This window comes from Peteryoungia wuzhouensis (genome assembly GCF_003205195.1).
Classification (GTDB): domain Bacteria; phylum Pseudomonadota; class Alphaproteobacteria; order Rhizobiales; family Rhizobiaceae; genus Allorhizobium; species Allorhizobium wuzhouense.
On record NZ_QJRY01000006.1, the window covers coordinates 294,196 to 315,938 of the forward strand.

The following is a 21,743-nucleotide window of genomic DNA, read 5'->3' on the forward strand; positions in this document are numbered from 1 at the left end:
GATCAGATGTCCCGACCGCCGGCTCTTTGAACCTCCCGGAGGGCCGTCCTCGTTCCCCAGTTGCGGGGGCGGCCCGACCGGAGCCATGAGCGCCTGTGCGGAGACATCCATGCGCAAGATTATATCCAGCCTGACGGACGGGCGCGGCTTCGATATCGGCCTCGTCGCGCTTCCGCTCGGCTTCCTGCTTCTGATGTCCGGCCTGCCGCTTCTCTACAATGTTCTGATGAGCTTCCAGGAAGTCGACATGTTTTCCTTGGGCAGCTTTTTTCGTCCCTTCGTCGGCTTCAAGAATTATGTGACGCTGTTTTCCCAGCGGGAGACCTGGCCGATTTTTGCGAATACCGCGATCTTCGTCGCCGCCTCGATTGCCGGGCAGTTCGTGATCGGATTCGGGCTCGCCCTGTTCTTCTGGACCAATTTTCCCGGTGCCTCGTGGTTGCGAGGGCTGTTCCTCGTCTCCTGGATCATGCCGGGGCTGGTGGTGGGCGCTGTCTGGAACTGGATCCTTTCGGGCGATTTCGGCGTCTTCAATTATTTTCTGCGCGAGACGGGCATTATCTCCTCCAACATATTCTGGCGCTCCGATCCGCAGTATTCGTTATGGGCCGTCATCATCGCCAATATCTGGCTCGGAACATCGTTCAACATGATCCTGCTGTCGGTAGGCCTCTCCGGCATTCCGAAGGATCTTTACGAAGCCGCCGAGCTTGATGGTGCGAATGTCTGGCAGCGCTTCTGGACCATCACGCTTCCGATGATGCGTTCCACCATCGGCGCGGTCATCTCGCTCGGCTTGATCTTCACACTGCAGCAGTTCGACCTCTTCGCCGCCATTACGTCCGGCGGTCCGAACAACTCGTCGAATGTCGCCCAGTACTGGGCCTGGGATCTTTCCTTCCGGCAATATGATTTTGCGCGCGGCGCGACCATCTCCGTCATCATGATCATCTTCGTGATGCTGGCGTCCATCGTCTATGTCCGCTCGACCCGGCAGGAGATCCGCGGATGAGTGATACTGCACGCAACCGCTTGATGCTTGCCATCGCCATCGTGCTGGCGGCGATCTATCTCTTCCCGCTCTACTGGATGTACATCACCACGGTGAAGACCGGGTCGGCGATGTTCGCGACACCGCCGAGCTTTTGGCCCAGTGATCCGCAATGGGCAGCGTTTCCTTATGTCTGGGAAAGCCGGAACATGGGGCGCTACCTGTGGAACTCGCTGGTCATTGCCTTCGGTGCCGTCACGCTGATCACGGTGCTGGGCACGGGCTGCGCCTATGTACTGGCGCGCTACCGCAATGGCTGGATCGATGTCGGGCTGTTCCTGATCCTCATGCTGCAGGTCCTGCCGGCATCGCTGATGATCACGCCGATCTTCGTCGGCTTCTCTCAGGTCGGCATGCTGGAATATCCCCGGATTGCCGTGATCATCGCGATTGCTGCGAAAAGCATGCCCTTCTTCGTCGTGCTGGTGCGTGCCACGTTCATGAGCGTGCCCATGGAGCTGGAAGAGGCGGCCCTCGTCGATGGCAATTCGCGCATTGGCGCCTTCTTCCACATTGTCCTGCCGCTTGCCCGCAACGGCATCCTGGTTTCTGCCATCCTGATCTTCATGCAGGCCTTCGGTGAGTTCGTCTATTCCAAGTCGATCATCCAGGCCGCCGAATACCAGCCGGCCAGCGTGGGGCTGAATTCCTTCATGGGGCCGAACACCAATGAGTGGAACAACATCATGGCCTTTGCCACGATATATGTGACCCCGATCCTCGCCGTCTTTGTCCTACTGCAGCGCCGGATCGTTTCCGGTCTGACCTCCGGAGCCCTGAAATGACCCACCAGATCGAACTCTCGGGCGTCAACAAATATTACGGCGCCTATCACGCCCTGCGCGATATCGACCTCAAGATCAAGAAAGGCTCCTTTGTCGCGCTGGTTGGGCCATCGGGTTGCGGCAAGTCGACCCTTTTGCGCTCGCTGGCCGGATTGGAGACGATATCCGCAGGTGATCTGGTGATTGCTGGCGAGCGGATGAACAATGTACCGCCGCGCAAGCGCGATCTGGCCATGGTGTTTCAGTCCTATGCCCTCTATCCGCATATGACGGTTGAGCAGAACCTCACCTATTCCTTGCGCATCCGCGGCATGAAAAAAGCCGAGACGAAAAAGGCGGCAGAGGAAGTCGCGGCGACCACGGGGTTGTCGAACCTTTTGCATCGTTACCCGCGTGAACTGTCCGGCGGTCAGCGCCAGCGCGTCGCGATGAGCCGTGCGATCATTCGCAATCCCAAGGCCTTTCTCTTCGACGAGCCTTTGTCCAATCTCGACGCGGCGCTGAGGGTGCATATGCGTAAGGAGATCCGGACCCTGCATGACCGGCTCGGGGCAACCTCCGTCTATGTCACCCATGACCAGATCGAGGCGATGACCATGGCCGATCATGTGGTGGTTATGCGGCAGGGTGTGATCGAACAGCAGGGCGCGCCCCTCGATCTCTACGACCGCCCGGTCAACAAGTTCGTGGCGGGCTTCATCGGCTCGCCTGCGATGAACTTCATTCCCGCCTTGCCGGGGCCGGATGGGCGTTCCCTGATACTCGACCTTGGGACACAGCAGGTCGTCACGTTGGATCGCCCGGTTCCGCAGGTCAGCAAGCTCATCGTCGGTCTTCGCCCCGAACATTTGCGCATCGTTCCGGATCACGATGCAATGTTGCGGCTGCCGGTCGCAGTCGTCGAGAGCACGGGATCAACCACGTACATCACATCGGCCACAGTGCCAGAAATCAGCGTGGTGGTCGGCGAGCGACAGACCTTGAGCCACGGGCAGGTCATCGGCCTGTCTTTCGATCCGCGCCATCTGCATCTGTTCGATCAGGAGACAGAACAGCGCATCGACGCGGAACGCGCGTGACGACCCCAATCCGGAAATGTGGTCATGAGTGGAAAGCCGCAAAGCGCTCGAAAGAAAGGGGCCGCCGCCAGCTTCGCCATATCGGGTTATCGGTGCCCGCGTGTGTCCCAGCGCGTTTCGCGTTTTAACGGACGCGATGGCTCAGGCGCCAATCCGGTCTGCCAGATGCATCACTTCAAGCGCGGATTTTGCCACCATGTCGGCGCCGATCGCGTTGAACGCGAGGGGGTGCTTCATGACTGCCGGGCCACCGAGCGCGATCTTCATTCTGCTTAAGGCGCGGTTGGATTGGATCCGGCGCACAGCCTCGGCACATTGCTCGACTTCATCGATACGACCGACGGAAATCCCGAGCAGCGCATAGGACGAGTTGGAAAGCCGCATATAGAGGCTGTCGTCCAGTTCGAGATCGGCGCCGCCATCGACATCCCATCCCATGTCCCGGAAACAGGACGCGACGATCGAGACCCCGATGGTGTGCATCGCGCCTTGCGTTCGAGCCAGCAGCACGCGTCGAGACCGCTGGCGGTCGCGAATGGTCTGGCTGCGGCTCTGTGAGAGATGGTTGACGATCATGCCAAGCCGCGTGGATGCCACGGCAACCTGAATGAAGTCCGTTTCGTCGTGACACCAAAGCCTGCCCAGCTGCGCTGCGACTGGCGAGAAGAGGTGGATTGCCAGCGTATGCATGGGAATGTCGCTGCGCTGCAGCTCGTCGATCATGTCCCGATGGCCTCGCGGGTCGGCCTGGATCAGGGCAGCAGAGAGCGCGCCGCGATAACCAATCGCCGTTTCCGTTCCGGGAAGCTGGCGTGCCTTTGGATCGAGTTCCGGGTGAAGGTGAAAGTCGATATCCGAAGGCATGGCCTCATCGGACAGATCCGTCACCAATTCTTTATGCGCCGCCCCTACAATTCTAGGGACCGCACCTCGTATGGCGTTTTCGAGCACGCGTTGTTCGAGGCTCGAGAGCCTCGGATCGCCGGTGTTGTGGGCCGATTTCCCATCGTTCTTTTGGGGTGGATCGCCGGTCCCTTTCGGCGGCCCCCCGAATTTGTCACCCGCCATGTTACCCTCCCGGTCATCGGCTTGGGCGGATCCGCTCATCCCGATGGGATACTACCTCATTCTTTCCCTGTCGCCAAACCGATCGTAGTCTTATACGCCGGCCGGCGTCCTGCGGTTTAGTTCAGCGATCCTCTGCGCGGTGCAAACGAGCCGGCAATTCCTGTTGACCGGCGCGGGCAGAGCGCCGGAGATCGGCGGATGTGCGAACAGGAATTGCGCCTGTCCGTGCGGCCGCGGCGATGTGCCGGGCCGTCAGTTTTGCCTCTTCATACATGTCTTCAGGGCTCGCCTGAGCGATGAAGGTGTCGGGCAATGTCAGCGTGCGGATTGCGCAGCGACCGTCCAGCATGCCGCGATTGGCCAGATGATGCAGGACGAGTGCACCGAACCCGCCGGTCGAGCCTTCCTCGACGGTCACCAGCATGACGTGGTTTTCGACCAGATCGGCCAGCAGGGCCGTATCGAGTGGCTTTGCAAAGCGGGCGTCGGCAACCGTCACCGAATACCCTTCCAGGGCGAGAAGCCGCCGGGCTTTCAGGCATTCGCCCAGCCGAGTGCCGAACGACAGCAATGCGATCTGGCTCCCCTGTTCGACGATGCGGCCTTTGCCGATCGGGAGCAGCTCGCCCTGTGCCGGCAAGGGCGTGCCGGTGCCTTCGCCGCGCGGGAAGCGGAAGGCGATAGGCCCCTGGTCATGGGCAGCGGCCGTCGCCACCATGTGGACCAGTTCCGCCTCATCACTCGCGGCCATGACCGTGAAGCCGGGCAGGTTGGCCAGATAGAGAATGTCGAACGCACCCGCATGGGTCGGTCCGTCGGCACCCACCAGCCCGGCCCGGTCGATCGCGAAGCGCACCGGCAGCTGCTGCAAGGCGACATCATGGACGATCTGGTCGAAGGCACGCTGCAGGAAGGTGGAATAGATGGCGCAGAACGGCTTCATGCCGCTCGCGGCAAGTCCGGCGGCGAAGGTGACCGCGTGCTGCTCGGCAATGCCGACATCAAAGGCGCGCTCGGGGAAGGTCGCTGCAAAGCGGTCGACGCCTGTACCCGATGCCATGGCTGCCGTGATTGCAACGATCCGGTTGTCAACCTTCGCTTCCGCGATCAAAGCATCGGCAAAAACCTTCGTATAGCTCGGCGCCTTGGCTTGTATCTTCTGCTGGATGCCGGTTGTCACCTCGAAGGGATTGACGCCATGATACTTGTCGGCGGCCTGTTCAGCCGGGCCATAGCCGGCACCCTTGCGTGTGCGCACATGCAGAAGAACCGGACCGCCTGTCCGTGACTTGAGCTCGCCAAGCACGGCGAGAAGGGCATCAAGATCATGGCCATCCAGCGGCCCACGGTAGTCGAAGCCGAAATTGCTGAAGAGATTGCCGGCAACGGCTTCAGCGCCTTTTCGGATCTCGGCCAGATGGTTGGTCAACGCACCAGTTGAGGGCGAGATTGACATATCGTTATCGTTGAGGATCACGATTAGCGGGCGGTTGGACATGCCTGCATTGTTCATGGCTTCGAAGGCCATGCCCGCCGACATGGCGCCGTCGCCGATGATGCACACGACGTGACCGTCCTCACCCTTAAGGTCACGGGCTGTCGCAAATCCAAGGCCGGCCGAAATCGAAGTCGACGAATGCGCGGCCCCGAAGGGGTCGAAGGCGCTTTCGAGGCGGCGGGTAAAGCCGGAGAGACCGTTCTTCTTCCTGAGGCTGCGCATTCGCTCGCGCCGTCCAGTCAGAATCTTGTGGGGGTAGCACTGGTGGCTGACGTCCCAGATGATCGTGTCCTTTGGGGCGTCGAAAATGGTGTGCAGGGCGACGGTGAGCTCTATGACGCCGAGGCTGGATCCGAGGTGGCCGCCGGTTTCCGAAACGATGCGCAATGTCTCGTCCCTGAGCTCTCCCGCCAAACGACAGAGCGCATTGCGGTCCATACGCTTCAGGTCGTCCGGAGATTTCACCTGGTCGAGCAAAGGGGTGGCGACATCATTCGCACAAGACAGACCCACTGCGCTCTCCTCCCACGCATGTGGCCAATTCTTCGCGGCTTGCTGCTTTCGAATTCGCCAATCTGGCGCTTACGGAAGTCGTTGCCTGAGAATGGTCCAATAGGCACATCTTCGGAGAAGAAATGCGATATGTAAACTTTTTTTTACACTTTGGTCGCAGATTCCGCCGGAATTTTCATCCCGGCGGAGCGAAAGACGCAGCTTACTGAGCCGGGCTGAAGGTTTTCACGTAGGCAATCACGTTTGCGACGTCCTTCGGATCCTTCAGGCCGGGAAAGGCCATCTTGGTGCCCTTCACGACGCCACGAGGGTCGGCGAGATAGGTGGTCAGCAGGGCTTCGTCCCAAACTTTCCCCGCACCGAAATCGGTCATGGCCTTGGAGTATTTGAAGCCCGCCGCAGTGCCCGGCTGCCTGCCGATCACACCCTGAAGCGACGGGCCGACCTTCTGCTTGTCGCTATCGATGTTGTGACAGACGGCGCACTTCTTGAAGACCGTTGCGCCGGCGGCGGCGTCGCCTTCCTGGGCAAAGGCGTTGGTTGACAAGAGCAGTGCGGCGGCTGTGCATGCGGCTACAATAATCCTCGACATTGGTATCCTCCCATGGCATCGCGGATAAAAATCATATGTATTGCTGGCATGAAGTATCGCCATCTGCGCAAGGGCGCTGGATGGTCAGTCTTGCATCGTGGTGCATTCTGCGGAACCGCACACGTGCAGTTCGCTTTTGATAATACGCAAACAGACCGGGAGCCGGATCATGGCAGCAGTCGTCTTTATTGTCATCGTGCTTGCGGCCGCCTCCAGCGGCGCCATCTTCAAGCCCGGAGAATGGTACGAGACCCTGCGCAAACCCGGCTGGACGCCGCCGAAATGGGCTTTTCCCGTCGTCTGGTCCATCCTCTACGTGATGATCGGTTATGCCGGCTGGCTGGTCTGGACGACCGCTGGCTGGTCCCTGCCAATGGGGCTGTGGGCCTTGCAGATCGTGGTGAACGCACTCTGGTCCTTCTTCTTTTTTGGCCTGCGGCGCATGGATCTTGCACTTGTTGATGTCGCCATACTCTGGCTCTCGGTGGCCCTGTTCATTGTCGCCGCATGGTCCGTGGTGCCGCTCGCTGCATTGCTGTTCGTGCCCTATCTCGCCTGGGTAACGGCTGCAGCCAGCCTCAATCATTCCGTTCGACGCCTCAATCCGGACGCCTGAGCGGAGAGCCTGGCGCGCAAATCCAGCAGAAATGCGATCAGCGAAAGCGCAAGAAGGCCAGCGAGCAACAGGATTGGCCCCTGGCGCATCGCGCCGCCGAATGCCGCAAGCAATGCGCTTCCCGAGACGGCATTGGCCAGGAGCGCGCGCAGAGTGGCGCGGGGTGCAGGCGACAGCCGGGCAGCTGCGATCGTGACCGTCCACAGTACGAGGATCGCGATCACGCTGACCCAGCCGGAGGTGAAGAATGCGGTCAGCCACGCCGTCATCTCTGCCATGCCGGAATGCCGAAGAGCTTCGCGAGGTCCTTGGTGAAAACGCGCAGATGCGCCAGCAGATCACGACGGACGAGCTTCTTGTTGAGATAGGATTCCCAGGTCAGCCGCTGCACATCGGGGTCAGCGCACATGGCGACGAATTTTTCGCGCAGCCGGTCGTTGCGGTACCAGATCGTCTGCATCATCCCTAGAATGAAGAACACACGCCCATGGGCTCGCATGAAGCTGCGGCGTGCCTCCGCCAGGGGCTTGCCGCTGTTCAGGAGCAGAGACTGATGCATGGCCTCGGCCGACAGCCGCCCGCAGAGCATGGCATAATAGATCCCTTCGCCCGAGGACGGGGCCACTGTGCCGGCGGCATCGCCGGCCAGAAGCACGTTGCGGCCATTGTCCCAACTCTTCATGGGCTTGAGCGGCAAAGGTGCCCCCTCTCGACGAATGACGGTGCAGTCGCCAAGCCCGGCGGCTTGCCGGAGCTTGATTGTGGCCTCCCGGATGTTGTGCCCCTTGACCGCGGTGCCACTGCCGATGCTGGTGTGTTTGCCGTGTGGAAAGACCCAGCCGTAAAAATCCGGCGAAATCCGGCCGTCATAGATGACGTCGCATCGATCGGCTCGGAAACCGTCGGGCAAGCGGTCGACCGGAGTCTCGATGATCTCATGATAGGCGAAGACATAAGGCGGCTTGCGCGCGGCGGGGAACATCAGGCGGCGCACGGCTGAATTCGCACCATCGGCACCGATTACACGACGCGCACCGATATGAATGGCGGAACGGTCGCGTTCCTCGCCCCCCGTTGGGCTCAGCGTCAATTCGAGCACTCCCTGGTCGCCGTCGCGAACGGTTTCAAGCTTGGCGGTCAGGCGGTTGGCACCGGCTTCGGCCGCGCGTTGGCGCAGATAGGGATCGAACGTGGCACGATCGACCATGCCGACATAACCGATGTCACCGATCGTCATGTCGACGCTTCGCCCGGATGGCGCGATGATGCGGGCGGCGTTTGCCCGCGCGACCAGCTGGTCATCGCAAATTGCGAAGTCGACAAGCGCTCGCGAAGGGATGGCTCCGCCGCAGGGCTTGATGCGGTTGTCGGGGTCAACAAGGACGACACTGTGGCCCATTTCCGCCAGTCTTTCGGCCGCCACGGCACCGCAGGGTCCTCCGCCGATGACGGCGACATCATAGGTCTTCCGCATGCGCTTCTCCCTGCCGGTGCGCCGGCGTCAGGGTTTATTCTCCGGGCATGAAGGCTGTCTCAGGTGCGGTGTCCGTTGCAGTCTGTCGCTCCCGCCCTATGCGGGTTGCAACGAGCGCCGAGATGAGAAAGAGGCTTGCCTCGATCGAAAAAACGGAGGCAAATGCATCCGCATCGCTTGATGTCAGCCAGCGGCCGAGATCGAGGGAGACGGTGCCCAGCACGCCGCCGAGGCCGAAGGCGATGGCCTGTGCTGCGCCCCAGATTCCCATGCGCATACCGTAGTTCGCGGTTTGGCCACGACCGGCCAGGATCATCATCGTGCCGACGGCGGCGACCGCGAAGGCGCCGTTGGTTGCGCCGAGAAGGAAGATGTTGATCTTGAGCGGCCAATCAGGCGCGACTTGTGTTGAAAGGGCCAGGGCTGCCAGCGCAAGCGCAGAGCCGAAACATCCTGTTGTGATGAAGTGACGGGGCAGGTCCGGATAGCGTTTTCCGAAAAGGGCGCCGGAAATCCCGACCATGATCATGCCAAGGAGAACGCCGCCATGCTGGGTGCCGGAGAGGCTGGTTGTCTCCCCTGGGGTCATGCCGAACAGGAGGCCGGCATAGGGCTCAAGAATGAGATCCTGTGTGGCAAAGGCCAGCATCGACAGGAAGATGAACAACGTAAAAAGCCGGGCCTCACGATCTTCGAGCACATCCTGCAGGCTGTCTCGAAAGGTCATCGGCGCTGTGTGCGTTGCAGGCGGATCAACAGTCGGCCTTGCTTCCATACCGGCAACACCGAAAAGCCCGAGCAGCCAGGCGACGAACCCTGTTGCGGCGGTGATCGCGATAAGGCGCTCGTGCGAATAGGGATCGAGTTGTTTTCCCACGACAATCGAGGTGACGATAATCCCCGCGATCATCAGCATCCAGGTGATGGTTGCGGCTGCAGCGCGTCGTTCGACGGCGGTCTTCATGGCGATCAGCGCCAGCAGTGACGTGCCGGAGGCGCCGATACCGATGCCAATCAGGATGTAGGCGAAAATGGCAGCGGCGATGCCGGCCATAAAGGACTGTTCGAAAAGGAGCGTGGTTGCGGCGGCTCCAGTGCCGGCACAGGCGAGAAGGGCCAGGCCGCCGATGATCCACACCGTTCGCGATCGGCCGGTATCTGATTTATGGCCCCAGACCGGTCGCGAAATCTGGACGCCGTAGTGGAGGCCCACCAACAGGCCAGGGATAACGGCAGCCAGGCCCAGTTCGACAATCATCACGCGATTGAGCGTTGATGTTGTCAGGACCACGATCGAACCAAGCGCTGCCTGGACAAGCCCCAGCCTGACGATGGCGAACCATCCGAGACCAGGGATCGAAGGCCTTTGAGCGACGGTATCGAGGGCGATCCGACCCATGAGGCTTCTCCTAACCGACCGTCATCGCCGCAAGCGATGACTCACGCAAGGCGATTGCTGCGGCCATCATGCCGCTGACATAGAGCCCGACACCGAAAGCCGAATACCAGACGGCTTTGCCTTCGGGATCCCTGAGGAAACGCAGCATGCAGAGACCCTGCAGCACAAGAACAAGGGTGACGAGGGCTGCGCCGGTCGAAAGCCCCTGCTGCGCCAAAAGCAGGATCACCCCCAGTTGCGTCGTTGCCATCACCACGCAGGCGATCCGCGCGGCCATGTCCGGTCCATGCAGCACCGGCAAGCTTGCGACACCCATTTCGCGATCGCCCCTGATCGACTTGAAGTCGTTGAGGGTGAGAATGCCGTGGGCACCGAGCCCGTAAAGAAGGGCGACGAGGATGGTGATCGTGGGTGGGGCATGGCCTAGGGCAGCGGTTGCCGCCGTGATCCAGGGCAATGTTTCGTAGCTGAGGCCCACGACACCATTGCCGATCCAGCCATTCTGCTTGAAGCGGAAGGGTGGCGCGCTGTAACCCCAGGCCAGCGCAAGCCCGCAGAGTGCAGCCATGAACACGAGGGGACCGAGCAGACCCGCAACAGCCATCGACAATGCTGACATGGCGATGGCAACAGCGAGCCCCCATTGCCCCGGCATTCGGCCGGAGGGAATGACGCGGTCCGGTTCGTTGATGGCATCGACATGCCGGTCGAACCAGTCATTGACGGCCTGGCTGGTGCCGCAGAGCAGGGGACCGGCGAGAAGGATGCCGGTCGCGATCGGGAGCCACCTGTCACCCATGCCGGCGCCGGATGCGATGGCGCCGCAGGCATAGGCCCACATCGGCGGAAACCAGGTGATCGGCTTCAGCAACTGCACCACCGCCGCAGGCGACGGGTAGGATGCTGCCGGTACGTGGGACGGGATCTGGGCCATGGGAGAAGGCTATGCCGCACCCATGAATGTGTCAACTTAAATTGACAGTCGCTGTGTCGTTCAGCTCGCCTGTCCGCTGCCGGGACGATAGTCTTCAAGGCCGTGACGGCGCAGCTTGATGTAGAGGCTCTGACGCGACAGGCCGAGAATTTCAGCGGCATAGGCGCGGTTGTTGTTGGTCTGGTCAAGGGCTGCTTCGATGCAGATCTTTTCGATCACATCGAGCGATTCCCGCATGAGATCCTTCAGCGGGACCTTGCCGACAAGGGCCGAAAAACCTTCCGCCTGGTCGGATACTCCGGGGGAGGGAATGGTCAGGCGTTCGGCGCTTGTTGCCTGCGGCATGACGATCAGTTGCACCGTACCATTCGTGGGGTTCAATCGGGCGGAAATGCTGACGGCGCTCTCGGCCGAAAGATTGTCCGTCAGCGTTGATGTGAAGCCGCGCACGCAAGGCTCATCAAGCAGCCGCGTGTACAGGACGCGAATGTCGATGGAAGCGCCGGTAAACCAGGAGGCAACGTTGCGGCCAAGAACCTGTGCCATCGACGGGGCGTGGATCAGGTCGAGAAACAGGGTGTTGGCAGCAAGCACAACGCCATCCGTATCCGTCTGCACCACCGCTTCCGGCAGGTCCGCGAGGCCAATCTCCGCAATGCCGACCGGCTTTTCCGTGCGCTGGCGCTTGCTCTCCAGATCTTGCTCCGATGGCCAGAGCGCGAGCAGCACATTCGTGATGCCGTTTTCCCGATAGGAACGCAGTGTCAGCGAGATCGACTGACCCTTGGCAATGCTGATGCCATCCAGATGTACCGGGTTCGGGCTGTGGCGAGCTTCACTGATTGCGTCGCCAAGGCGATCCCGTTCATGTTTTCCGAACAGATCGCGGATCGATTTCCCCGAGAGGGGAGCGGCCGTGGTGGAGAGCAGAGATGCGGCTGCCGGATTGGCGTCAAGGATCGTGCGCCGCTCGCCGTCCAGCATGACATAAGCCACTGTCGCGACCTTGAAGGCGGTACGGTAGCGGGTTTCGGCTTCCTTCAGTTCGCGGTAGTCGGCTTCCAGCTCCAGTTGCGTTTGCACGAGACGCTGCTGGTCATGCATCTGCTGGCGCAACTCGCGGCCGACAACGATCGTATAGGGAAAGTCCTTGGCACTATAGGCGGAATAGACGACCGGCAGATCGGGCTTGCCGGCGCATTTGTGGTTGACCTGGTAACCGCGCACGGGATGGTGATGGCTGCCAGCAGACAGCATGGAGTCGATCTTCGGGACCGACTCCATCGTGACGCAATCCTGCAGGCGTTTTCCGACGGTCTTCGCCAAGCCGTAGTCTGCCAGATCGTTCCCTGCGAGATAGATCTGGGAGATGATGGCGCTGTGGTCGATCAGCATCACGACATCGGCGCCGAGGCTGACGAGCGAACCGATCGAATCCAGGTCGAGGGTCTTCAGCAGGCTGTCTGCAACTGCAAACCCATCCGTACCGCTATGACCGTTCAGTGGCTTCATGGAGTGAGCCAATCGATTCCGCTGGGTGTAACCACTGCTGTTCGGCCGGCGGCGCGAGCCTGCTGGCTGATTCTTTCCAATTCATAGTAACTGTCGCAGATCTTCACGGCGGAGTAAACGCTGTCACAGATGCAGTCAATCCCCAAACCTACAAGAAAATCAACGGAATCCAGGGCTGCGGCGCCTCCGACAACGAGGGGTAGACGCGCCTCTCCACGCAGCTTGCGCACATCCTGGACGAGGCTTTTGAATTCGGCCGCCAGGCGTATATTGCTCCAACCGATGCAGGCGATATCGGCACCTTCAAGTGCGCGCCCGAGCGCAGGCGTTTTCGTCGCCGCCGGGTCCAGTACCTGGCTTGCCCAACCGAGACTTTCGAAGAGCAACCCGATCAGGTGCGGCATCAGCGTGTGTTGCTCGCCCGATGGCGTCAGGATCAGGGCGCAGGGCGCCTCTCGCCCGGCGTCGCACAGTTCGAGCGAGAGTGATGTTGCCAATTCCTGCAGTCGCGCGCTGCCAATCGTGACGTCGATGAAATCGCAGTCGTCCGACACCCACTCCCTGCCCAGCAGGCGAGCAACCGTCTCGAGGAAAAGGACCTTGACGTAAAAGGGGCGACCGGCTGGCAATTGGTGTTCGAGAAAGGCTCGAAGAGAGGCGAGGCGGGTACGGGGATTGAGAATAAGAAAACGAAACTCTGCGAGCGCCTTCTCGTAAAGGCGATCGTGCTCCAGCCCCCGGTCGTAACGCGCCGAAAGCTTCTCGGCCGTCATCGAAGCCACCGTCCCCTCGATCAGGCGACGGAGCTTTTCTCCGTCACTTTGGGTTAGGTATGCTCTCTTGCGCTCCGCGGCAAGCCTCACGAACGGCTTCAAGCCCTCGCAACGCGACGATTTTGGGTCATTTGGCCAGTTGTTCTCGCCCTGAAGTGATCCGTCAATCATCCCGCGTGAGCCCCTCATCCGCGAAACCGAACCTGTGCGGCGTCAGGCGTGGACGGTAGGCATCCCGTCAGACGAGCCAGGACAGAATGAACCCAGTTTGTGTTTCTGTAAATGAAAATATACGTCAACCTAAGTTGACACTTTGATTGTCTGGAGCGTAGTCTTCCGTTAATCCCGATTGCCCTTGGGAGGGGATGGGAGAAGGGATGGACTGCCATGCGCATACCCAAACCATCGGCATCTGGCCGCGCCCTCTATACGGCAGACGAACGCCGCAGACGCGACGAAACTGTCTGGACGCTGGTGCAGGGCATCCTCGCTCCCGTCCAGTTCCTTATTTTTCTTGTCAGCGTCGGTTTGATCCTGCGGTATCTCGCGACCGGCGAAGGCCTCATCGCGGCTGAGTTTTCGATCGTGGTGAAGACGCTGACGCTCTATTCCATCATGATCACGGGTTCGATCTGGGAAAAGGTTGTCTTCGGCCGCTACCTCTTTGCCCGGCCGTTCTTCTGGGAAGATGTCTTTTCCATCCTGGTGCTGGCGTGGCACACGGCGTATCTGCTTGCTCTGTTCACGGGCGCGCTGACATCCGGCGCGTTGATGGCGCTCGCGCTTGCCGCCTATCTGACCTACCTCATCAATGCCGGGCAGTTTCTCTGGAAGCTGCGCCTGGCACGGCTCGACCAGGCCGGCAGGGCCTTGGCGCTCGGCAATGGCTCCTCGCTTTCGGGGAGCACGCCATGAACCAGCCACTCGTCTCCTGCGCCACACCTTCCGCGACGATCCGCCAGCGCGGTCAGCACGAGGTTTTCTGCGGGCTGACCTCGATCATCTGGCTGCATCGCAAGGTGCAGGATGCCTTCTTCCTGGTGGTGGGTTCTCGAACCTGCGCCCATCTCATCCAGTCCGCGGCCGGTGTCATGATCTTCTCGGAGCCGCGCTTCGCGACAGCTATCATGGAAGAGCGCGATCTCGCGGGCATGGTCGACATGCATGATGAACTCGACCGCGAGGTCGCTCGCCTGCTTGAGCGTCGCCCGAATATCCGCATGCTGGTGCTGGTGGGCTCCTGTCCGTCGGAAGTGATCAAGTTCGATCTCAACCGTGCGGCAGAGCGCCTTGATCGCCGTTACGGCTCCAAGCCCCGTGTGCTCTGCTATTCCGGCAGCGGGATCGAAACGACCTTCACCCAGGGCGAAGACAACTTTCTCGCCGCCTTGGTGCGCGACCAGTCCGTGCATGGCGCCAGCGACAAGGTCGCGAAGCTCGTCGTCGCCGGTTCCGTCGCCGATGTCGTGGAAGACCAGTTTGCCCGCCTGCTCGATGATCTCGGCCTCGAAGATGTCGTCTTCCTGCCCGGCCGCAGCAGCGACCGCCTGCCCAGGATCGGGCCGAATACGCGCTTCGTTCTGGCGCAACCTTATCTTGGGGCCACGGCGGCTGCCCTTGAGAGCCTCGGCGCGACGCGCATCAATGCCCTCTTCCCGCTCGGCGAAGAAGGCACGACGGCATGGTTGAAGGCGATTGCCGATACGTTTGGGGTGTCACCGGCCCGTTTTGCCGCCGTCACCGAAGCTCCGCGCCGCCGCGCGCTCGAAGCGACCGCCCACTACCGTCCGACGATCGAGGGCAAGCGGGTCTTCCTCTTTCCCGACAGTCAGCTCGAGCCGTCGCTTGGCCGTTATCTCAGCCGAGAGCTCGACGCCGAGATCATCGAAGTCGGCAGCCCTTATCTGCATCGTGAGCACGTGGCCGGGGAACTCGCCATGTTGCCGCCGAGAGTCTCCATTTCCGAGGGCCAGGACGTCGAGATCCAGATCGACCGCTGCCGCGCTGCCAAACCCGACCTTGTCGTGTGCGGCATGGGCCTTGCCAATCCCTTCGAGGCTCAGGGCATCGTCACCAAGTGGTCGATCGAATTCGCCTTCACCCCGATCCAGGGTTACGAGCAGGCCGGCGATCTGGCCGAACTCTTTGCCCGCCCGCTGACACGCAAGGTCATGATCGCGGGCGACCGCTCCGGCAACCGGAGGGTCGTATCATGAAACTCACAATGTGGACCTATGAAGGACCGCCGCATGTGGGTGCCATGCGGATCGCTGCTTCGATGAAGGGCGTGCACTATGTTCTGCATGCGCCGCAGGGCGACACCTATGCCGATCTGCTCTTCACCATGATCGAGCGGCGCCCGTCGCGCCCGCCGGTCACCTACACGACCTTCCAGGCGCGCGATCTCGCAGGCTCCACGGCTGATGTGTTCAAGACGGCCTGCCGCGATGCGGTCGAGCGCTTCCAGCCGGATGCGCTTCTGGTGGGTGCGTCGTGCACGGCCGAACTGCTGCAGGATGATCCGGCGGGGCTTGCCCGCACTCTTGATGTCGAAATTCCTGTCGTGCCGCTGGAGCTGCCTTCCTACCAGAAGAAGGAGCACTGGGGTGCCGCCGAGACCTTCTATCGGCTCGTCCGGGGCTTTACCGCAGGGCGCGAACGTCCGGCCCAAGTCGGGCCGAACAGCTGCAACATTCTTGGCCCCTCGGCGCTCGGTTTCCGCAACCGCGACGACGTCACGGAAATCTGCCGGCTGCTCGCCGCAAACGGCATCGATGTTCGCGTCGTGGCGCCTCTTGGGGCGACAGTCGACGATCTCGCCCGCCTGCCGGACGCTGCCTTCAACATCGTGCTCTATCCGGAAATCGGCGAGAGCGCTGCACGCTACCTCAAGAAGCAGTTCGGCATGCCCTTCGTCTCGACCGTGCCGATCGGCGTTGGCGCGACGCGGACCTTCCTTGCCGAAGTGCGCGCACTCGCCGGCCTGTCGAACGATCAGCCCATCGGCGAGGCCGAGGATCGCGCCTCCTGGTATTCACGCTCCATCGACAGCAATTACCTCACCAACAAGCGCGTCTTCGTCTTCGGCGATGCGACCCATGCGATTGCTGCGGCCCGGATCGCTGCCCGAGAACTGGGCTTCAAGGTCTGCGGTCTCGGCACCTATATGCGCGAATTTGCCCGCGAAGTGCGCGAAGCTGCGGAAGAGTTCGGCGTCGAGGCCTTGATTTCCGACGACCATCTCGACGTCGAGCAGGCAATCATTGATGCCCGGCCCGAGCTGGTGCTGGGAACGCAGATGGAGCGCCACATCGCCAAGCGGCTGCGGGTTCCCTGCGCCGTCATTTCGGCCCCCGTGCATGTCCAGGATTTCCCGGCCCGTTACTCGCCGCAAATGGGCTTCGAAGGCGCGAACGTGATCTTCGACAGCTGGGTCCATCCGCTGATGATGGGGCTCGAAGAGCACCTTCTGCAGATGTTCCGCGACGACTTCGAGTTCTACGACCAAGCCCAGGCCTCGCATCTGCATGGCCATTCTCCCTCTGCCGCTTCCGCTGACGCTGCAGGAGAGGTTGACGGCGGGACCATGCTGATGGCCCAAGCGCCGTCAGAGGATGCCGTCTGGACACCTGATGCCGAGCGCGAGCTCAAGAAGGTTCCCTTCTTCGTCCGAGGCAAGGCACGCCGCAATACCGAACTTTTCGCCACCCGCAAGGGTATCCGCCCGATCACCGTGGAGACGCTGTATGACGCGAAAGCCCATTTCGCCCGCTGACAGCACCCCGGTCCGGGTGGTGTTGGTAACCCTCGACAACCATATCGTGGCTGCGGTCGATGATGCCCGTCGCAGCCTTTCGCGCGATCTGCCGGGACTGACGCTTTCCGTGCATGCGGCGACTGACTGGAACGACAATCCCGCGAGCCTCGACGCTTGCAGGTCGGCGATCCTTGCCGGCGACATCATCATCATCTCGATGATCTTCGTCGAAGAGCATGTGCGCGCCATCGCCGACGTGCTCGAAGCCCGGCATCGCGAATGTGACGCCATGGTCTGCTGCATGTCCGCCGGCACGATCATGAAATACACGACTATGGGCCGCTTCAAGATGAGCGAAGAGCAGAAGGGGCCGCTCGCGCTCCTGAAGAAGCTTCGCGGCAAGAGTTCACGCGACGGCAAGGATAGTGGCCGCACCGCCGGCGAGCGCCAGCTTGCCATGTTGCGTCGTCTGCCGCAGCTCCTGCGCTTCATTCCCGGCACGGCGCAGGATGTGCGGAACTACTTCCTGACGCTGCAATACCGCATCGCGGCCTCGGACGAGAACATCGCCAATATGGTGCGCCTGCTGGTCGGCAAGTATGCCAAAGGCGAGCGCAAGGGGCTTCAGGGCCGGGTGACCGTGGGCGATCCCGTCGAGTATCCCGATATGGGTCTCTATCACCCGGGTCTGAAGCCGCGTGTCACGACCCAGCTGTCCGCCATGCCGTTCAAGCCCGGGGCGCGTGGAACGATCGGTCTTCTGCTGATGCGGACCTACATTCTCTCCGGCGATACAGGTCATTACGACCGGGTCATTCGCGAGCTGGAGATGCGTGGCTTCAACGTCGTGCCCGTCTTCTGCAGCGGGCTCGACATGCGCGGCGCGATCGGGCGTTACATGACCGGCGGTGCAGCCGGTGTGAAAATCGATGCCCTTTGCTCTTTGACCGGGTTCTCATTGGTCGGTGGTCCTGCCTATAGCGATGCTGAGGCTGCGGCCGCGCTGTTGGAAAGACTGGACGTTCCCTATTTCTCGGCCTTCGTCACTGAATTCCAGACGCGCGAAGCTTGGGTTCAGTCGAGCCAAGGGCTGACGCCGATCGAAACGACGTTGATGGTGGCGATCCCGGAACTCGATGGGGCGATCGGCTCGATGGTCTTCGGCGGTCGGTCCGATGGTGCGGCCAAGGCCAAGGCCTGCATCTGCTCGCGCCAGCTCAATGCCTGCCCCTCAGGTCGCGCCTGCATGCAGCCTGACGACGAGCGGGTGGCGTTGTTGGCCGACCGGCTGGCTGCGATGGTCGATCTGCGCCGGGCGTCCCGTCTCGAACGTCGCCTTGCGGTCACGATCTTCAATTTTCCGCCCAACAGCGGCAGCATCGGCACGGCCGCCTTTCTCTCGGTGTTCGACAGCCTGTTCGAGACGATGACGCGGCTGAAGGCCGAGGGTTACGACGTCGACGTGCCCGAAGATGCCGAAGCTTTGCGGCTTGCGATCCTCGAAGGCAATGCCGCACTTTACGGCGCCGAAGCCAATGTTCACACCGTTATTTCGGCCGATGACCACGTGCGTGGCGAGCGGCATCTCGCCGACATCGAGGCACACTGGGGCCCGGCCCCTGGGCGTGTTCTGAGCAATGGCCGTGGTCTCTTCGTGCTTGGCCGCCAGTTCGGCAAGCTGCTCGTCGCCATTCAGCCACCCTTCGGCTACGAAGGCGATCCGATGCGGCTGCTCTTCGAGGGCGGCTTTGCCCCGAACCATGCCTTTGCTGCCTTCTATCGCTATCTGCGCGAAACCTGGAAAGCGGATGCCGTCCTGCATTTCGGTACCCATGGTGCGCTTGAATTCATGCCGGGCAAGCAGGTCGGTCTGTCGGCAAGCTGCTGGCCGGACCGCCTGCTGGGCGCACTGCCGAATTTCTATCTCTATGCCGCGAACAATCCGTCCGAAGGTTCGATCGCCAAGCGCCGCTCGGCTGCGACGCTCATTTCCTATCTGACGCCGCCGATCACGCATGCCGGTCTCTACAAGGGCCTGAGCGAACTCAAGGCGAGCCTTGACCGCTACAGACAGGCCGCGCCTGACGCACTGGTCGAGCGCGAGCGCTTGTTCGAACTCATCCAGGTGCAGGCAGCCCAACTCGAACTTGGTCGTGACAGTCTCGTCCAGACGGAAGGCGAGGTCATCCAGTCCCTGGTCGCGGAAATGGCCGAGCTTGAATATGCGCTGATCCCGCATGGTCTGCATGTTGCCGGTCGCGGCATGGGACATGACGAGCGGCTCGACATGCTGGAGCATGTCAGTGCCGGTATGCCGGCCATCGTCGGCCATGCCGATCGGCAGGCGCTTCTGCTGGCCATTGCGGCTGGCGACGAATTGGCGGTTGCTCAATCTGAAAATGCCGGTTCGCCGGATCTGAAAGAAAGCATCGCGCGCCTGAAGGCGATGAATTCGGAGCTCATGACGAACCGCGAACTCGACGGCCTTATCCGGGCGCTTGATGCCCGCTACGTGCCGCCGTCACCCTCCGGTGATCTGATCCGCACGCCTGAGATGCTGCCGACTGGTCGCAACATCCATGGTTTCGATCCCTTCGGCATTCCGAGCGCCTTCGCCGTTCAGGATGGTGAGCGCCAGGCAGCACGCGTCCTTGAGCGGTACATGCAGGCCGATGGGCGTTTGCCGGAGACGGTTGCCGTTGTGCTCTGGGGCACGGACAATCTGAAGACGGGCGGGGCGCCGCTTGCCCAGGCCATGGCGCTGATGGGTGCAAGGCCAAGGCTCGATGCCTATAACCGCGTCTGCGGCGCCACGCTGATCCCGCTCGCGGAGCTGAAGCGTCCCCGCATCGATGCGGTCATGACCCTGTCGGGCATCTTCCGCGATCTTCTGCCGATCCAGGCGAGCATGCTGGCCGAGGCGAGCTATCTGGCTGCGACGGCGGACGAGCCGGTCGAGATGAACTTCATCCGTAAGCACGCGCTTTCCTATTGCGAGAGCCATGGCTGCGATCTCGAAGCGGCGGCCTACCGGGTTTTCTCCAATGCCGACGGCGCCTATGGCGCCAATGTCAATATGCTGATCTCTTCGTCCGCCTGGGATGACGACGAGGAAATCGCGCAGACCTACAGCAACCGCAAGAGCTTCGCGATCAATCACAAGGGCAAGACGAGCCATCAGGCCGATGTTCTCGATAGCATGCTCGAACATGTCGACATGGCCTATCAGAACCTCGATTCGGTCGAGATCGGCATCACCACGATCGAGCACTACTTCGATACGCTTGGTGGGCTTAGCAAGGCGGTCTCGAAGGCCAAGGGAGGTACCACGCTTCCAGTCTTCATCTCCGACCAGACGCAGGGCGAGGGCCGTGTGCGCACGCTCGGCGAACAGGTGGCGCTCGAAACCCGCACCCGCACGCTGAACCCGAAATGGTTCGAAGGCATGCTGAAGCATGGCTATGAGGGTGTGCGCCATATCGAGGCGCAGGTCACCAACACGCTCGGCTGGTCGGCAACGACCGGCGGCGTCGACCCCTGGGTTTACCAGCAGATCACCGAAACTTTCGTGCTCGACGATGCCATGCGTGAGCGGATTTCCACACTCAATCCGGCTTCGGCCGCCCGCGTCGCCAACCGGCTGATTGAGGCGCATGAGCGCAATTACTGGCAGCCGGATACCGAAACGCTGGCCGCCCTGAAACAGGCCGGTGAAGAATTGGAAGACCGTCTCGAGGGGCTGGTCAGGGAGGCTGCCCAATGAACATCTACACCCATGGCAAGATCGCCGAACGCGAGGCGCGCATCGCCGAGAAGCTCCGGGAACGCTCGGATGGCGAGGGCAGCGTGCAGGTCCATCTCGACCCGACCATGGAAATCGACGGCGCCAAGGTCTTCGCCATCTATGGCAAGGGCGGGATCGGCAAATCGACGACCTCCTCCAATCTCTCGGTCGCCTTTTCCAAGATCGGCAAGCGCGTGCTGCAGATCGGATGCGATCCGAAGCATGATTCCACCTTCACGCTCACCAAGAGCCTGATCCCGACCGTCATCGACGTGCTGGAAAAGGTCGATTTTCATTCCGAGGAACTTCGCCCGGAAGACTACATGGTCGAGGGCTATAACGGCGTGCAGTGCATTGAAGCCGGCGGTCCGCCTGCTGGTACCGGTTGCGGCGGCTATGTCGTCGGCCAGACGGTGAAACTCCTCAAGGAGCATCACCTGCTCGACGACACGGATGTTGTCATCTTCGATGTGCTCGGCGATGTCGTCTGCGGTGGCTTTGCCTCGCCGCTGCAGCATGCAGAGCGGGCAGTCATCGTCGCCGCCAATGACTTCGATTCCATCTTCGCGATGAACCGCATCGTTGCCGCCATCAAGGCGAAGTCGAAGAACTACGACGTCAGGCTGGGCGGTGTGATCGCCAATCGCTCGCGCGAGACGGACCAGATCGATCGCTACAACGCGGCGATCGGGCTGACACGCCTCGCCCATGTGCCCGACAGCGACCATGTGCGGCTCAGCCGGCTGAAGAAAAGCACGCTGTTCGAGATGGGCGACAGCCTGGAGATCCTCGGCATCCAGAAGGAATATATGCAATTGGCCGAGCGCCTCTGGGCCGGCACGCCAGCGCTTGAGGCCGAACCGATGAAGGACCGGGAAATCTTCGAATTTCTCGGCTTCGAGTGAGGT

At 61.5% G+C, this 21,743-nt stretch carries 18 protein-coding genes; 9 read left to right on the forward strand and 9 right to left on the reverse strand.

Going from position 1 to position 21,743, the window contains the following annotated elements; all coding sequences use genetic code 11:
• Positions 1-109: 109 nt before the first annotated feature.
• From DMY87_RS17205 to DMY87_RS17215, 3 genes are read left to right on the forward strand one after another with little or no spacing between them, the layout of a single operon-like run.
• Positions 110-1,012 (forward strand): carbohydrate ABC transporter permease, encoded by a 903-nt coding sequence (locus tag DMY87_RS17205; RefSeq protein WP_110792868.1) that lies wholly within the window; start codon positions 110-112, stop codon positions 1,010-1,012.
• Complete coding sequence (locus DMY87_RS17210) at positions 1,009-1,836, forward strand: carbohydrate ABC transporter permease (protein WP_110792869.1); 828 nt, start codon at positions 1,009-1,011, stop codon at positions 1,834-1,836. The genes DMY87_RS17205 and DMY87_RS17210 overlap by 4 nt, the downstream gene beginning before the upstream one ends.
• A complete protein-coding gene (locus DMY87_RS17215) occupies positions 1,833-2,915 on the forward strand; it encodes an ABC transporter ATP-binding protein (protein ID WP_110792870.1) in 1,083 nt (360 codons plus the stop codon). The genes DMY87_RS17210 and DMY87_RS17215 overlap by 4 nt, the downstream gene beginning before the upstream one ends.
• 141 nt (positions 2,916-3,056) lie before the next feature.
• On the opposite strand, the gene DMY87_RS17220 is transcribed toward DMY87_RS17215, so the two are convergent.
• The 3 genes from DMY87_RS17220 to DMY87_RS17230 form a co-directional block, all read right to left on the reverse strand.
• Positions 3,057-3,803 carry a cobalamin B12-binding domain-containing protein gene (locus DMY87_RS17220; protein ID WP_245408955.1) on the reverse strand — a complete coding sequence of 249 codons (747 nt, stop codon included), beginning with the start codon at positions 3,801-3,803 and terminating at the stop codon, positions 3,057-3,059.
• Between the two features lie 301 nt (positions 3,804-4,104).
• Entirely contained in the window at positions 4,105-5,994 is a 1,890-nt protein-coding gene (locus DMY87_RS17225) for a 1-deoxy-D-xylulose-5-phosphate synthase (RefSeq protein WP_110792871.1), read from the reverse strand.
• A gap of 202 nt (positions 5,995-6,196) precedes the next feature.
• Positions 6,197-6,586, reverse strand: coding sequence for a c-type cytochrome (locus DMY87_RS17230; protein WP_110792872.1), 390 nt, complete (start codon positions 6,584-6,586; stop codon positions 6,197-6,199).
• A gap of 169 nt (positions 6,587-6,755) precedes the next feature.
• On the opposite strand from DMY87_RS17230, the gene DMY87_RS17235 reads away from it, so the two are divergent.
• On the forward strand, positions 6,756-7,202 hold the full coding sequence (locus tag DMY87_RS17235; RefSeq protein WP_110792873.1) for a TspO/MBR family protein: 447 nt from the start codon (positions 6,756-6,758) through the stop codon (positions 7,200-7,202).
• Here the strand turns inward: DMY87_RS17235 and DMY87_RS17240 are convergent.
• Genes DMY87_RS17240 through DMY87_RS17265 form a run of 6 tightly spaced genes read right to left on the reverse strand, consistent with a single transcriptional unit; the run spans position 7,169 to position 13,465 of the window.
• On the reverse strand, positions 7,169-7,480 hold the full coding sequence (locus tag DMY87_RS17240) for a hypothetical protein (RefSeq protein ID WP_110792874.1): 312 nt from the start codon (positions 7,478-7,480) through the stop codon (positions 7,169-7,171). The two genes, DMY87_RS17235 and DMY87_RS17240, sit on opposite strands and share 34 nt — an antisense overlap.
• Entirely contained in the window at positions 7,468-8,676 is a 1,209-nt protein-coding gene (locus tag DMY87_RS17245) for a geranylgeranyl diphosphate reductase (RefSeq protein ID WP_110792875.1), read from the reverse strand. The genes DMY87_RS17240 and DMY87_RS17245 overlap by 13 nt, the downstream gene beginning before the upstream one ends.
• A 34-nt stretch (positions 8,677-8,710) precedes the next feature.
• Positions 8,711-10,075 (reverse strand): BCD family MFS transporter, encoded by a 1,365-nt coding sequence (locus DMY87_RS17250; RefSeq protein ID WP_110792876.1) that lies wholly within the window; start codon positions 10,073-10,075, stop codon positions 8,711-8,713.
• Between the two features lie 10 nt (positions 10,076-10,085).
• Positions 10,086-11,009 (reverse strand): chlorophyll synthase ChlG, encoded by a 924-nt coding sequence (gene chlG / locus DMY87_RS17255; RefSeq protein ID WP_110792877.1) that lies wholly within the window; start codon positions 11,007-11,009, stop codon positions 10,086-10,088.
• 60 nt (positions 11,010-11,069) lie between these two features.
• Positions 11,070-12,521, reverse strand: a complete 1,452-nt coding sequence (ppsR, locus tag DMY87_RS17260; protein ID WP_110792878.1) for a transcriptional regulator PpsR — start codon at positions 12,519-12,521, stop codon at positions 11,070-11,072.
• Positions 12,518-13,465, reverse strand: a complete 948-nt coding sequence (locus DMY87_RS17265; protein WP_245408956.1) for a cobalamin-binding protein — start codon at positions 13,463-13,465, stop codon at positions 12,518-12,520. Before DMY87_RS17265 ends, ppsR begins: the two co-directional genes overlap by 4 nt.
• 216 nt (positions 13,466-13,681) lie before the next feature.
• Between DMY87_RS17265 and bchF the strand changes: the two genes are divergently transcribed.
• From bchF to bchL, 5 genes are read left to right on the forward strand one after another with little or no spacing between them, the layout of a single operon-like run.
• Positions 13,682-14,209, forward strand: coding sequence for a 2-vinyl bacteriochlorophyllide hydratase (gene bchF, locus DMY87_RS17270; RefSeq protein ID WP_110792879.1), 528 nt, complete (start codon positions 13,682-13,684; stop codon positions 14,207-14,209).
• Positions 14,206-15,510: a ferredoxin:protochlorophyllide reductase (ATP-dependent) subunit N gene (locus DMY87_RS17275; RefSeq protein ID WP_110792880.1), complete on the forward strand. Its 1,305-nt coding sequence runs from the start codon at positions 14,206-14,208 to the stop codon at positions 15,508-15,510. Before bchF ends, DMY87_RS17275 begins: the two co-directional genes overlap by 4 nt.
• Positions 15,507-17,069, forward strand: coding sequence for a ferredoxin:protochlorophyllide reductase (ATP-dependent) subunit B (gene bchB / locus DMY87_RS17280; protein ID WP_110792881.1), 1,563 nt, complete (start codon positions 15,507-15,509; stop codon positions 17,067-17,069). The genes DMY87_RS17275 and bchB overlap by 4 nt, the downstream gene beginning before the upstream one ends.
• Positions 17,041-20,814, forward strand: a complete 3,774-nt coding sequence (locus tag DMY87_RS17285) for a magnesium chelatase subunit H (protein WP_110792882.1) — start codon at positions 17,041-17,043, stop codon at positions 20,812-20,814. Before bchB ends, DMY87_RS17285 begins: the two co-directional genes overlap by 29 nt.
• Entirely contained in the window at positions 20,811-21,740 is a 930-nt protein-coding gene (gene bchL, locus DMY87_RS17290) for a ferredoxin:protochlorophyllide reductase (ATP-dependent) iron-sulfur ATP-binding protein (RefSeq protein WP_110792883.1), read from the forward strand. Before DMY87_RS17285 ends, bchL begins: the two co-directional genes overlap by 4 nt.
• The last annotated feature ends 3 nt before the right edge of the window (positions 21,741-21,743 follow it).